Genomic DNA, 12,563 nt, shown 5'->3' on the forward strand with positions numbered 1-12,563 from the left:
ATGGCCGCAACGACATACGTGCCGAAGGCGCTCGCGCCCTGGGTTTCGCTCGGGCGCCGGCTGGCCATGCCGTTCGCCCGGCTCGGGCACATGGTGGTGTTCTTCGTCCGCGCCATCGCCGCGATCCCGTTGGTGCTGCGCCAATACCGCAAGGAATTCATCCGCCTGCTCTCGGATGTCACCTGGGGCAACGGATCTCTGGTCGTCGGCGGTGGCACCGTCGGCGTGGCGGTGGTGCTCGGCATCACCGTCGGCGCACTCGTCGGGATCGAGGGCTACAACTTCCTCGACCTGCTGGGGCTGGGGCCGGCCACCGGCATCATCTCCTCCCTGGTGAACACCCGCGAATTGGCGCCCATCGCACTGTCACTGGCGTTCGCTACCCAGGCAGGCTGCCGGTTCACCGCGCAACTGGGCGCCATGCGTATCGCCGAGGAGATCGACGCGCTCAACGCGATCGCCATCCGGCCCATCCCGTACCTGGTGACCACCCGGCTGATGGCGGCCACCGTGGCCACCGTCCCGCTGTACGTGGCCTGCCTGGCGGTCAGCTACCTGACCACCCAGATCGTGGTCGCGGTGATCAGCGGTGGCGCCAACGGCTCCTACACGCACTACTTCACCCTGATGCTGTCCGGGCAGGACATCCTCTACTCGTTGATCAAGGCCGTGATCTTCGTGTGGATCGCCTCGACGGTGCAGTGCTACTACGGGTTCTACGCCTCCGGTGGTCCGGTGGGCGTCGGTGTTGCGGCCGGGCACGCCATGCGCGCCAGCATCACCGTGGTGATCATCGTCAACATGCTGCTCACCATGGCGCTGTGGTCGGTGGACTCCGGTGCAAGGTTCGGAGGGTAGATGTCGAGTCCCCTGGAGATCGACGGACGCGGGCCATCCAATCGCCAACTGCTGGTGTACGGCATCGTCGTCGCGCTGGCCGGCGCCCTGGTGGCAACGCTGCTGCTGATCAAGTCCACCGGCCGGATGGATCCCTACGTCAAGGTGGTCGCCGCACTGCAGAACGTCGGTGACGGTCTGCCCCAGCGCTCCGACGTGAAGTACCACGGTCTGCTGGTGGGGGTCGTCGACGGCGTCACCCCGGCCACCGACGGCCGCCCGAACTTCGTCGACATCAACCTCGATCCCACCTACGCCAAGGCGATCCCGGGCACGGTGACCGCGCGAGTGGTGCCGAGCAACGTGTTCGCGGTGTCCTCGGTGCAGCTGGTCGACAACGGACCGGGACCCGCGATCGCGGCCGGCGACGAGATCCAAGAGGACACCGAGCTGCCGACGGTGCTGTTCCAGACCACCATCAGCAAGCTGCGCGACATCCTGGCCGCCACCGGGCGCGGCCGCGAGGACGACACCGTGGGCGTGCTGGCCGCGGTGAACGCGGCCACCGAGGGCCGGCGCACCGAGCTGCTGGCCGCCGGCGCCCAGCTGAATCGGCTGATCGACGAGGTCGACTCGATCGTGGCCACCGAGCCGGGACCGAGCACCATGTCGGCGCTCATCGACGCGACCCGGGGACTGCAGACCACCGCGCCCGAGCTGGTGGACGCGCTGCACCTGGCGGTCCGGCCCATGCAGACGTTGGTGGAGCAGCGATCTGCGCTCGACGAGATGATCACCGCCGGCCTGAAGACCACCGGCACGACGCACACGGCGCTGAACAACCACACCGACCGACTGGTCACCATCACCACCGAGATGACGCCGGTGGTGGGTAACCTGGCCGATACCTCACACCACTGGCTGCCGGCGTTCCGCAAGCTCAACGGGCTGTCCGACAAGTTCCTGACCGAGGTGTGGCGGCCCGAGCGCGATGTCGGCAACATGCGGATGAACCTGTCGCTCACCCCGACCTACACCTACACCCGCGCGGACTGCCCGCAGTACGGCGAGTTGAAGGGCCCGAGCTGCTACACCGCGCCGCTGGTGGTGACCCGCCCGGCGATGCCCGATGTGCTGCTGCCGCAGAACTATCAGCCGCCCAAGGATCTGGCGCCCCCGCCGGGCACCGTGGTCGGCGAGAACGGAAACCTGGTCGCGGTGGGCCCGCCGCTGATCAACCCGAATCCGAGCCTGGCCGACCCGAATCCGCCGCTGCCGCCGGGCATGTTGCCCGCCCCGCCGGTCCCCGGCACCGCCAACTCGGCGCTGCCGCTGCTCCCGCAGGCCCCGTTCCAGTCGCCGTTGGCGCCGGTGGCGCCCAAGCCGGGTAGCCCGGCTCCGGCTCCCGCTCCGGCTCCCGCGCCGGGTCCCGCGCCCGGCCCGGCCACGCAGGGGGCCGCCGAGGCCGCGCCGGCATCGTTCGGCGGCAATGTCGGTCCGGTCGGCAGCCCGCAGGAGCGTGCGACGCTCAGTGCCATCACCGGTCAACCCGCCAGCACGGCAACGCAATTGCTGCTGGGCCCGGTGGCCCGCGGCATGACGGTGTCGTTCACCGGGGGAGAGGAGCCCCGATGAAGGCCCGCGGAGCGCTGATCGGCCTGTCGTTGTTCATGGTGGTGGCGTTGACGTTGACCTGGATGGTCTACGTGACGCTGCGCCGGGACGTGGCCGGGTCCACCGTGCCCTACGCGGCGGTCTTCACCGACGTGTTCGGGCTGCGCGAAGGCGACGATGTCCGGATGGCCGGTGTCCGGGTGGGCCGGGTCGAGAAGGTCGAACTCGAAGGCGCCCGGGCCAAGGTGTCCTTCGTGGTGCAGTCCGATCAGACGGTGTTCGGCAACACCGTCGCCTCGGTGACCTACCAGAACATCGTCGGGCAGCGCTATCTCGGTCTGTCGCTGGGCAAGCAGGGCGAGACCACACCGCTGCCGGAGGGCAGCGTGATCCCGGTCGAGCGCACCGACCCGTCCTTCGACGTGGGCACGCTGCTCAACGGATACGAGCCGCTGTTCAGCGTGCTGGACCCCAAACACGCCGACAACCTCACCAAGGGGGTCATCGCGTCGCTGCAGGGTGACGAGGCGTCGTTGACCGCCCTGATCGACCAGACCGCCGAACTCACCGAGGCCTTCGCCGGCCGCGATGAGGAACTCGGCGGGGTGATCACCGATCTGAACGCCGTGGTGGCCAACCTCGCCCAGCACAACGACGATCTCGACCACATCGTCGGCCAGGCCCAGTCGGTGGTGACGACCTTCGATTCGCGCCGCCCCGAACTGGTGGACTCGATGGGGTCGATCACGAAGGTGGTGCGGCAACTGTCGACCATCACCGATGGGGTCTACCCGTCGCTGAACGACATGGTGGAGCGCCAACCGGGTTTCACCGCACACATGGTGGGCATCGAACCGCAGCTGGCGTTCCTGGGTGCCAACCTCCCGCTGATGCTGAAGGGTTTCGCGCGCATCACCGGCGAGGGCTCGTACGCCAATGCCTACGCGTGCGAGCTGAACGCGACCGCCTTCTTCCCCGGACTCAACGACGTGACGCCGATCATCGTCAACGCCGCCACCCCCGGTAACAAGGCCCAACACACACCCAAGTGCAGGAACATGGCCAATGGCTGAGACAACGAAACCCAAGCGGCGCAGGCCGATCGAGAGCTACAGCAGGCTGTGGCTCGGGGTCATCGCGATCGCCGTGGTGTCCGTTCTGGTCGGAGTGCTGCTGCTGGTGCGGGTCGCCGACGTCGGTTACACCACCTACACCGCGCGTTTCCTGCAGGCCGCGGCCCTCAAGGTCGGCAACCCGGTCACGGTGGCGGGCATCCCGGTCGGCGAGGTCAAGGCGATGAAGCTGGCCGGCGACCACGTCGAGACGAAGATCAAGGTGCGCAACGACGTCGCTCTGGGCAAGGACTCCCGCGCCGTCATCATGATCACCACGATTCTGGGATCGCGGTATCTCTCGCTGGAGCCGGCCGGGCCGGATTCGCTGCCGGACAAGACCTTCGACCTGGCGCACACCGAGGTGCCCTACGACCTGCAGGAGGCGTTGACCGACGTCACCACCACCTTCGATCAGGTCGACTCCGATCAGTTCGCGCAGACGTTGCAGATCCTGGGCAACCAGATGGAGACGCTGCCCCCGGTGGTCCCGCAGGCCCTGGCGAACACCCACACGCTGTCCTCGATCATCGCCCAGCGCCGCGATCAGCTCGGTGAACTGCTCAAGACCACCGAGATGGTCAGTTCCACCCTGTACCGGCAGAAGTCGACCATCGGCAGTCTGATGGATCAGGGCAATTCACTGCTGTCCGAATTCGTCATGCGGCGGGCGAGCTTCCACGCGATGATGGCCTCACTGACCAACCTGGTGCAGACCCTGAGCAACATCGTCATCGACGACCGCCCGGCGCTGGAGAAACTGCTCGTCGATCTGCAAGAGCTGTCCACCCTGCTCGGCAAGAACGACGGCATGCTGCGCAGCATCCTGCAGACCGCGCCGATCGCGGTGCGCAACATCGCCAACATGACCGGTACCGGCAACGCCATCGACTTCAACGCATCCAGCGGCCTGCTGGTCGACTCGTGGATGTGTGCGATCAGCGGCCGCGCCAAGCAGTTCGGCCTGATCCAGTACTACCAGGACTGCAAATGAGCGTTGAGCGGAGCAAGGCCAAAGCGATCGTGATCGCCGCCGTCGGCGTCGTGCTGGCCCTGGTGGTCACCGCCGCGGCCGTCACCTTCACCAAGGATCGGTTGAGCACCATCACCGTGACGGCCCAGTTCGACAGTGCCGCAGGCCTGTACGAGGGCAATGTGGTCGCGGTGCTCGGCATGCCGGTGGGGCAGGTCACCAAGATCACCCCGAAGACCGGCTACGTCGAGGTCGACTTCACCATCGACAAGGACGTCGACGTGCCCGCCGACGTGCAGGCGGCCACCATCTCCAACTCGATCCTGACCGACCGGCAGATCGAGTTGACCCCGCCCTACCAGGACGGCCCGAAGCTGCAGAACCGCGACACCATCGGGTTGAACCGCACCCGGACACCCGTCGAATTCGCTCGAGTGCTCGATATTCTGGACAAGCTCGCCGGATCGCTGCGCGGTGACGGCAAGGGCGACGGGCCCATCGCCGACGTCGTGAACTCCGGCGCCGCCGTCGTCGACGGCAACGGCCAGCAGATCAAGGACTCCCTGGGCGAGCTGTCGAATGCGTTGCGGCTGAGCTCCGATCGCGGTGCGGTGACCAAGGATCAGCTGACCACCATCATCGCTAATCTGAGCTCACTGTCGCAGGCGGCGGCCGACAACGACGCCATGATGCGCGAATTCGGATCCTCGGTGCGGGCCATGAGCCAGATCCTGGCCGACGAGGATCTGGGCAGCGGCACCACCGGCAAGAAGATCAACGAGGTGCTCACCAACGTCGGCCAGGTACTGGAGACCCACCGGGATTCCATCAAGGATCTGGTCTCCAACGGCGACATCGTGGTGCAGTCCACCGTCGACCACGAACGTGATCTGATGGAACTGCTGGACGTCGCACCGATGACCCTGGACAACATGTACAACGTCGCCGACCCGAAGAACGGTGCGCTGCGGGTGAAGGTGGTCACCGACAAGATCCTGTTCGACAACCAGTTGCTCAAGGAGGTCTGCAACATGATGGGCCTGCGGCAATTGGGTTGCAGCACGGGCACCCTGCAGGATTTCGGACCGGACTTCGGGTTGAGCTACATGCTGGAGGGTCTCGGCGCGATGGGGCAGAAGTGATGGAGACGAAACGGATCCGACGGCTGTCCGCGGCGCTGGCGGTCACCACCTGCCTGACCGTGTCCGGATGCGCGGACATGAGTCTGGCGAGTCTGCCGCTGCCGGCCCCCGGGGTGGGCTCCGGCGGCTATCAGCTGACCGCGGTGTTCTCCAACGCGCTGAACCTGCCGGCCAACGCCAAGGTGAAGCTGGCCGGTGCCGACATCGGCGAGATGGATTCGATGGAGGCCCGCAACTACACCGCGGTGGCCACCCTGCGGATCATGGACGGTGTGCAGCTGCCGCAGGGCAGCACCGCCGAATTACGTTCGGCCACACCGCTCGGCGATGTGTTCATCGCGATCAAACCGCCCGCCTCGGCCGGGCCGTCCGCCCCGTTGCTGCGCGACGGCGACACCATCGACCTGGAATCGACCACCGCCGCCGCGACCGTCGAATCGGTGCTGAGTTCGGCGGCGATCCTGGTCAACGGCGGTGCGGTGCGCAACTTCACCAACCTGATCAACGGGCTGGGCAAGGCCACCGGCGATCAGGGCGAGGCCTTCGGGACCCTGATCAGCAAGACCAACCACACGCTGGGCACCCTGAACGCGCGCTCGGAGGAGATCTCCACCGCGATGTCGGAGACCTCCCGGCTGGCATCGGCGATCGAGGCCAAGAACCAGAAGCTCAGTGAGGTGATGGCGCAGGCGCGTCCGGCCACCGACACCCTGGCCGCGCACACCACTCAGATCGCCGATCTGGTGACCCAGATCGGCGATGTGTCCGATCTGCTGCAGCGGTTCCCGTCGATCGGTGGCACCGACACCAGCGGGCGCAGCGTCATCGCGGACGCCAACACGATCGCCGGCGCCTGGAACGACGTGGCGCTGGCCCCGGACGCGACGCTGTACGCGCTGAACCGGCTGCTTCCGCTGTTCATCAAGACCATGTCCAGTGGCGCAATCGGTCTGGACGCGAGCATCGACCGGGTGGTGCTGGGTTCCATCCCCGACATCGGCTACGCCGGCGACGCCGCGTTGCACGGGCCGAAGCGCTCCGATTGGCAGCAGCTGGTGGGCACCCTGAAGTACACGCTGTTCCGGTTGCAGGAACGGGTGGTCGGTAAGGGCCCGAACGTGCCACAGGTGCCGGTGATCCCGAGTCCCACCGAACCGGGCGAGATCATCGTGGATCCCCGTGTCCCGGAGGCGGTTCCGACACCCGCTCCGGCACCTGCCGAGGGGGAGGCGCCCCGATGATCGCCGCTGCCGCCGACCGGATCGTCGGCCTCGTCCGGTTCGGGTACGACCGCCGGAACTGGCTGTCGGCGCTCGGACTGGTCATGGTCCTGGTCATCGCGACCGGGTACCTGCTGTTCGGGGCGCTGCGGGTGAATCCCTTCGCGTCCAGTTACCGGCTCACCGTCGAGCTGCCGGAATCGGCTGGGCTGCTGCCCAATCAGGACGTGACGCTGCGCGGTGTGCCGATCGGCAAGGTCGAGCGCCTCGACATCACCCCGGACGGCGTCAACGCCATCGTCAACGTCCGGTCCACCGCCCGGATCCCGGAGTCGAGCGACGTCCGGGTGTCGGGCCTGTCGCCGGCCGGCGAGCAGTACATCGACTTCGTCGACACCGGTGACTCCACCACCTTCCTGGCCGACGGTGCTGTGATCGGCCAGGGCGGGGCCACCGTGCCGGTCAGCCTGGCCGATCTGCTGGCCAACGCCGACGGGGCACTCGGCCAGGTCCAACCGGCCAAGCTGGAGCTCATCAAGCGCGAACTGAGCATGAGCGACGCCGGCCCGCAGAAACTCGCCGACGTCGTCGACGGCGGCACCTTCCTGCTCTCGACACTGGATTCGGTGCTGCCCGAGACGAGTTCGCTGCTGCGGACCAGCCGAGTCGCGCTCACCCTGGTCGGGGACAAGAACGCCGGCATCAGCGTGGCCTCGGACAACCTCAACGAGACCTTCGAGGGCGTCGACAGGATGCGCGAGGGGTACCGCCGGTTGACCGATCAGACGCCGGGCACGCTGGCCGCGGTCGACAACCTGTTCGTCGACAACTCCGACACCATGGTGCAACTGCTGGGGAATATGACCACCACCTCGCGGCTGCTGTATCTGCGGGTGCCTGCACTCAACGCGTTGTTCCCGTCGTACCGCAACTCGATGCTCGACGCCCTCGGCGGCGCGATGCACACCGGTGGCCTGTGGGGGACCGCGGAAATCTACCCGCGCTACACCTGCGATTACGGCACCCCGAAGCTGCCGCCGTCGGCGGCGGACTATCCGGAGCCGTTCATGTACACCTATTGTCGAGACGTCCATCCCGGGGTGCTGGTGCGTGGCGCGAAGAACGCGCCGCGGCCGGCCGGTGACGACACCGCCGGGCCGCCGCCGGGCGCCGACCTCGGCAGGCAGACGGATCCGACCCCGAAGGGCCGGTACACGATCCCGACGCCGTACGGCGGCCCGACACTACCGATCGAGCCGCCCCGCTGACCATGCTGTCCAGCTAGGAGAAGATGTTGTCCGTGAGCAAGGACGAAGACAAGGACACCGGTGAGAAGCCGGTCGTCGAGGACACCGAGTCGAAGGCCGTCGAGGAAGACTCCGCAGAGGTAGCGGAGGAAACCTCTGCGGCCGAGGCGGATACGTCCGACACCGCGGCCGAGTCCGGCACCGAGACCGCAGCCGGGGCACCCACCGCAGGCCGGTGGCGCCGTCCGGTGCTGATCGGGGTCGTGGTCACCGCATTCGTCGCCGTTGCGGCGACGGCCGGGTATCTGGGCTGGCAGCTGCAACAGGAACGCGCGATCGACCGGGCCGGCGAGCAGGCCCGACAGGCCGCCACCGACTATGCGCAGGTCCTGACGAGCATCGACTCGGACAAGGTCGACGAGAACTTCGACGCGGTGCTCGACGGAGCGACCGGCGGGTTCAAGGACATGTACTCGCAGTCCAGTGCGGAGCTGCGGCAGCTGCTGATCGACAACAAGGCGACCGCGCGCGGGGTGGTGCAGGAGTCCGCCGTGCAGTCCGCCGGCAAGGACGAGGTCGTGGTGCTGCTGTTCGTCGACCAGTCGATCACCAACACCAATGTTCCCGATCCGCGGCTGGACCGCAGCCGCATCAAGATGACCATGCAGTACGTCGACGGCCGTTGGCGCGCAAGCAAAGTCGAGCTGCCGTAAGGCCCCGAGGAGATGAGTGTGATGCGCCTGCTGTCCTCTCTGGCCGTGGCGGCGACGGTGGCCGTGACGGCCACCGTGGTCGCGCCGGCACCCACCGCCGCCGCATCGGCGCCGTCGTTCTGCGCGGACATCGGCGGGCAGTGGGATGGCCAGTACTGCCGCGCCACGGTGCCCTCGGAACGCAAGGCGACCCGGGACATCAAGATGGCCATCCCCGGTGATCTCGTGGACCATCCCGGGGTCGGGCCGGTCATCCGGGACTACCTGAGCACGCTGATGAACAACTGGAAGACCGCGGGCGTGAAGATGGTCGCGGACAGTTTCGGCGAGGAGAACTTCGAGATCTTCCGCCGCGGAGACATTCTCAGCATCGTGTTCCGCGAGAGCTATCACGCGGACGGACCGGACTTCAACAACGGCTACCGGACGTTCACCTTCGACATGGCCGACGGGCGGCGGCTGCAGCTGGCCGATCTGGTGAAGCCTGGGCTCGATCCGCTGGTCGCCATCCCGCCGCTGGCCCAGCCGTACGTCGAACACGCACTCGATGTCGCACCGCCGCCGCACCAGCCGCGCACCTACCCGTTCGTGATCGACCGGTGGGGCCCGGACAAGGTGTACTCGGGCGCGTACAAGGCGTGGGCGCTGACGCCCGACGAGCTGATCATCTACATGCCGGACTACCCGGTGGCCCGGGACCGTCCGATCAACTTCACCCCGGGCATCATGCAGTGGTCGATGGACGGCGGCACCGTGCAGGCGCATATCCCGCTGGCGGCGCTGAGCCCGGTCCTGCAACCCCAGTTCGGCGGAAGCTGATGACCGTCATCGGCATCGGCCAGCTGCGGAGTTACACCCGCGCGTACGTCGAGCGGGCCCGGTCGGGGGAGACTTTCCAGGTGCTGCGCCGCGGGCGTCCAGTCGCCCGGCTACAGGCCGTGCAGGACGGGGTGGGCGTGCCGGTGCCGCTGGCCGATCTGCGCACCCGGCCGGCCCAGGTCTTCGACCGCATCGCCGCGGGGGCGACGGTTCTGGTCACCTACCGCGGTCATAACGTCGCGACGCTGCAACCCATCGACTAGAGACACGCGCGAGAGCGACGTTTCTGCGGTCCACGGCCTCGCCAGACCGCAGAAATGTCGCTCTCGTGGCTACCGGTAGTTGACGAACTGCAGCGCCACTTCCAGGTCGGCGCCGCGCAGCAGGGCCTGCACGGCCTGCAGGTCGTCACGCTTCTTGGAGCTCACCCGGATCTCTTCACCCTGGATCTGCGCCTTGACGCCCTTGGGCCCCTCGTCGCGGATCAGCTTGGTGATCTTCTTGGCATTCTCGCTGTCGATGCCCTGTTTGATGTTGCCGATGACCTTGTAGGTCTTGCCCGACGGCTGCGGGTCGCCGGCCTCGAAGGCCTTCATGGAGATGTCGCGGCGCACCAACTTCTCCTTGAACACGTCCACGGCGGCCTTGACGCGCTCCTCTGTGGAGGACACCAAAATGATGCCTTCCTCACCCTGCCACTCGATCGTGGTGTCGGTGCCGCGGAAGTCGAAACGGGTCGCCAGCTCCTTGGCCGCCTGGTTGAGGGCGTTGTCGACCTCTTGCCGGTCGGCCTTGCTGACGATGTCGAAGCTTGAATCCGCCACTGGATCCTCCTGCTGAGTGTTGGGCCGTTTTCGTCTTCGGTACATCCTCGTTGTACCCTGCTACTCGCACCAAATTCCGGCAGGTTGCCCGAGCGGCCAATGGGAGCGGACTGTAAATCCGTCGGCTAACGCCTACACAGGTTCGAATCCTGTACCTGCCACCATGGTCAGGCCCCCTTTCGAGGGGGCCTGACGTGTTTGTGGGCACCGCGTTTGGGTCTCGGTGCCGGCGGCTACGTTGGACTCCATGGCCGACCGCGAGCTGCTGTTGGGCCGCTACGAGCTACGGGGAGTGCTGGGGCGCGGCGGGATGGCCGAGGTGCGCGACGGCTGGGACACCCGCCTGCACCGGGCGGTCGCGGTCAAGCTGCTCCATCCCGCCCTCGGCGCGGACGCCGACACCCGGCGCCGGTTCGAGGACGAGGCGCGCGCGGCGGCCGCGCTGAACCACCCCAACATCGTCAGCGTGCACGACTGCGGGGTCGACGACGGCCGGTTCTTCATCGTGATGGAACGCCTTCCGGGGCAGACCCTGCACGATCTCATCGCCCGCGGGCCGCTGCCGGCGTCCCGGGTGCGGGCGGTCCTCGACGACGTCCTGGCCGCACTGACGGTGGCCCACGGCGCCGGGGTGCTGCACCGCGACATCAAGCCGGCCAACATTCTGGTTTCGGCCGACGGCGCCGCCGTGAAGGTCGCCGATTTCGGCATCGCCAAGACCGCCGGCGCCGCACACACCATGACGGGCCAGATCATCGGCACGATGGCCTACATGAGCCCCGAGCGCATCGCGGGCGCCCCGGCCTCGGTCGCCGACGACCTCTACGCCGTCGGGATGATCGGCTTCGAGGCCGCCACCGGGCAGCGCGCTCTTCCCCAGGACAACCCGGCGGTGCTGGCGCGCGCCATCGTGGCCGGGCCGGCACCGTCGTTGGCCCGTGCCCGCCCCGACATCGATCCGGTGCTCGCGGCGGTCGTCGATCGGGCCGTGGCGAGGGACCCGCGGCACCGGTTCACCGATGCCGCACAGATGCGTGCGGCGCTGACTGCCGGCCGGCCGGCCACCAGGGTGCTCGACGCGCCCCTGCCACCGGCGGCGGATCCGGACTACTTCATACCCGCCCGCAAACGGCCCAGGCTCAGCCGCAACCAGACGTTCCTGGCTGCCGCCGCGGTGTTCCTGGCCGCCCTGGTGGCCTTGCTCGTGTTCACCGTCGACTCCACGCCGGCCACCGGTCGGACCGAGTCGCCCGACACCAGCACCGTGGCGCCGCCCCCACCCTCACCTCAGCCGAGTTCGTCCTCGGCCCCCGTCGTATCCTCGGTCGCCCCGCAGCCCGAACGGCCCAAGGGGCCGAAGGGGGAGAAGAAGGGCAACGGCCCCGGCAGTGCGAAACCGGGCAACGGGAACAAGGGGCGGGACGGGCCGTAATCGTTCAGGAATCGCCGCGGACCTGCCAGGATGTTCACCATGCGACTGCACAGCATGTTCCGCGCCGCCGCGGTGGCGGTGACGACGGCCCTCGCTCTGGTGGCGGCCCCCACGGCGCATGCCGAGGCGGCGCCGACACTGCCGGCGTTCGTCCCGTACCCGTCGGCCTGGACACCGGACTACAGCCTGTTCCCGTACAACCTGTGGCAAATCCGGGTCACCCCCGAGCAGGTCGCCGCTCAGCGCGACGCCTGCCAGTGGTTCAACGCGCAGTACGGCGACCTGGCGGGCCAGGTCCACGGCTTCGAGAACTTCCTCGCCGGCGCGGGTGACGACTGGTCGGCGCCGGGAGTCCAGCAGACGGCCGACGTCGTGACGGCCAATCTGAAGCAGTCGGCGGCCTTCCTGGATCCCCGCGTGCACACCCTGTACATCACGAATTACCCTGACCAGAGCCAATATTCGCCGCTGTACAACGGGGATTCGTTCTACCACCTGTGGTATCAGTACACCCAGATCGCCGACAAGATCGGACAAGAACTGCCGTCCGGGCAGATCCACGCCAATGTCGTGACCGCCGATGTCTACGGCAATGTGATCCGGGAATCGGGTATCTGCAACGGCGCCTGA

13 protein-coding genes and 1 tRNA gene are annotated in these 12,563 nt (G+C 67.6%); 13 read left to right on the plus strand and 1 reads right to left on the minus strand.

The window, feature by feature from the left end:
- The 10 genes from K0O62_RS04865 to K0O62_RS04910 are packed head-to-tail and all read left to right on the plus strand — an operon-like array spanning position 1 to position 9,940.
- On the plus strand, positions 1–858 hold the full coding sequence (locus K0O62_RS04865) for an MlaE family ABC transporter permease (RefSeq protein ID WP_073857046.1): 858 nt from the start codon (positions 1–3) through the stop codon (positions 856–858).
- Positions 859–2,472 carry an MlaD family protein gene (locus K0O62_RS04870; protein ID WP_073857045.1) on the plus strand — a complete coding sequence of 538 codons (1,614 nt, stop codon included), beginning with the start codon at positions 859–861 and terminating at the stop codon, positions 2,470–2,472.
- A complete protein-coding gene (locus K0O62_RS04875; RefSeq protein WP_073857044.1) occupies positions 2,469–3,524 on the plus strand; it encodes an MCE family protein in 1,056 nt (351 codons plus the stop codon). The genes K0O62_RS04870 and K0O62_RS04875 overlap by 4 nt, the downstream gene beginning before the upstream one ends.
- Positions 3,517–4,557, plus strand: coding sequence for an MCE family protein (locus K0O62_RS04880; RefSeq protein ID WP_073857043.1), 1,041 nt, complete (start codon positions 3,517–3,519; stop codon positions 4,555–4,557). Before K0O62_RS04875 ends, K0O62_RS04880 begins: the two co-directional genes overlap by 8 nt.
- Positions 4,554–5,678: an MCE family protein gene (locus K0O62_RS04885; RefSeq protein WP_073857042.1), complete on the plus strand. Its 1,125-nt coding sequence runs from the start codon at positions 4,554–4,556 to the stop codon at positions 5,676–5,678. Before K0O62_RS04880 ends, K0O62_RS04885 begins: the two co-directional genes overlap by 4 nt.
- On the plus strand, positions 5,678–6,919 hold the full coding sequence (locus K0O62_RS04890; protein ID WP_073857041.1) for an MCE family protein: 1,242 nt from the start codon (positions 5,678–5,680) through the stop codon (positions 6,917–6,919). The genes K0O62_RS04885 and K0O62_RS04890 overlap by 1 nt, the downstream gene beginning before the upstream one ends.
- On the plus strand, positions 6,916–8,166 hold the full coding sequence (locus K0O62_RS04895) for an MlaD family protein (RefSeq protein ID WP_073857040.1): 1,251 nt from the start codon (positions 6,916–6,918) through the stop codon (positions 8,164–8,166). The genes K0O62_RS04890 and K0O62_RS04895 overlap by 4 nt, the downstream gene beginning before the upstream one ends.
- Positions 8,167–8,189: 23 nt before the next feature.
- Positions 8,190–8,858, plus strand: coding sequence for an Rv1363c family protein (locus K0O62_RS04900; protein ID WP_372512804.1), 669 nt, complete (start codon positions 8,190–8,192; stop codon positions 8,856–8,858).
- 21 nt (positions 8,859–8,879) lie between these two features.
- Entirely contained in the window at positions 8,880–9,677 is a 798-nt protein-coding gene (locus tag K0O62_RS04905) for a DUF3298 domain-containing protein (RefSeq protein WP_073857185.1), read from the plus strand.
- Positions 9,677–9,940 (plus strand): hypothetical protein, encoded by a 264-nt coding sequence (locus tag K0O62_RS04910; protein ID WP_073857039.1) that lies wholly within the window; start codon positions 9,677–9,679, stop codon positions 9,938–9,940. The genes K0O62_RS04905 and K0O62_RS04910 overlap by 1 nt, the downstream gene beginning before the upstream one ends.
- A gap of 69 nt (positions 9,941–10,009) precedes the next feature.
- Here K0O62_RS04910 and K0O62_RS04915 read toward each other — a convergent pair whose 3' ends face one another.
- Positions 10,010–10,501: a YajQ family cyclic di-GMP-binding protein gene (locus K0O62_RS04915; RefSeq protein WP_073857038.1), complete on the minus strand. Its 492-nt coding sequence runs from the start codon at positions 10,499–10,501 to the stop codon at positions 10,010–10,012.
- A 78-nt stretch (positions 10,502–10,579) separates the two neighbouring features.
- On the opposite strand from K0O62_RS04915, the gene K0O62_RS04920 reads away from it, so the two are divergent.
- The 3 genes from K0O62_RS04920 to K0O62_RS04930 all read left to right on the plus strand — a co-directional run bounded on the left by K0O62_RS04920 (position 10,580) and on the right by K0O62_RS04930 (position 12,563).
- Positions 10,580–10,665, plus strand: a tRNA-Tyr gene (locus tag K0O62_RS04920).
- 83 nt (positions 10,666–10,748) lie between these two features.
- Positions 10,749–11,933, plus strand: coding sequence for a serine/threonine-protein kinase (locus tag K0O62_RS04925; RefSeq protein ID WP_073857037.1), 1,185 nt, complete (start codon positions 10,749–10,751; stop codon positions 11,931–11,933).
- Between the two features lie 39 nt (positions 11,934–11,972).
- Positions 11,973–12,563, plus strand: a complete 591-nt coding sequence (locus K0O62_RS04930; RefSeq protein WP_234800145.1) for a hypothetical protein — start codon at positions 11,973–11,975, stop codon at positions 12,561–12,563.

The sequence above is a fragment of the Mycolicibacterium diernhoferi genome (assembly GCF_019456655.1).
GTDB lineage: Bacteria > Actinomycetota > Actinomycetes > Mycobacteriales > Mycobacteriaceae > Mycobacterium > Mycobacterium diernhoferi.

Bases quoted from the DNA above. Each gene is read 5' to 3' on its own strand.
- K0O62_RS04865 (WP_073857046.1), top strand. From the start codon at position 1: ATGGCCGCAACGACATACGTGCCGAAGGCGCTCGCGCCCTGGGTTTCG.
- K0O62_RS04870 (WP_073857045.1), top strand. From the start codon at position 859: ATGTCGAGTCCCCTGGAGATCGACGGACGCGGGCCATCCAATCGCCAA.
- K0O62_RS04875 (WP_073857044.1), top strand. From the start codon at position 2,469: ATGAAGGCCCGCGGAGCGCTGATCGGCCTGTCGTTGTTCATGGTGGTG.
- K0O62_RS04880 (WP_073857043.1), top strand. From the start codon at position 3,517: ATGGCTGAGACAACGAAACCCAAGCGGCGCAGGCCGATCGAGAGCTAC.
- K0O62_RS04885 (WP_073857042.1), top strand. From the start codon at position 4,554: ATGAGCGTTGAGCGGAGCAAGGCCAAAGCGATCGTGATCGCCGCCGTC.
- K0O62_RS04890 (WP_073857041.1), top strand. From the start codon at position 5,678: ATGGAGACGAAACGGATCCGACGGCTGTCCGCGGCGCTGGCGGTCACC.
- K0O62_RS04895 (WP_073857040.1), top strand. From the start codon at position 6,916: ATGATCGCCGCTGCCGCCGACCGGATCGTCGGCCTCGTCCGGTTCGGG.
- K0O62_RS04900 (WP_372512804.1), top strand. From the start codon at position 8,190: ATGTTGTCCGTGAGCAAGGACGAAGACAAGGACACCGGTGAGAAGCCG.
- K0O62_RS04905 (WP_073857185.1), top strand. From the start codon at position 8,880: ATGCGCCTGCTGTCCTCTCTGGCCGTGGCGGCGACGGTGGCCGTGACG.
- K0O62_RS04910 (WP_073857039.1), top strand. From the start codon at position 9,677: ATGACCGTCATCGGCATCGGCCAGCTGCGGAGTTACACCCGCGCGTAC.
- K0O62_RS04925 (WP_073857037.1), top strand. From the start codon at position 10,749: ATGGCCGACCGCGAGCTGCTGTTGGGCCGCTACGAGCTACGGGGAGTG.
- K0O62_RS04930 (WP_234800145.1), top strand. From the start codon at position 11,973: ATGCGACTGCACAGCATGTTCCGCGCCGCCGCGGTGGCGGTGACGACG.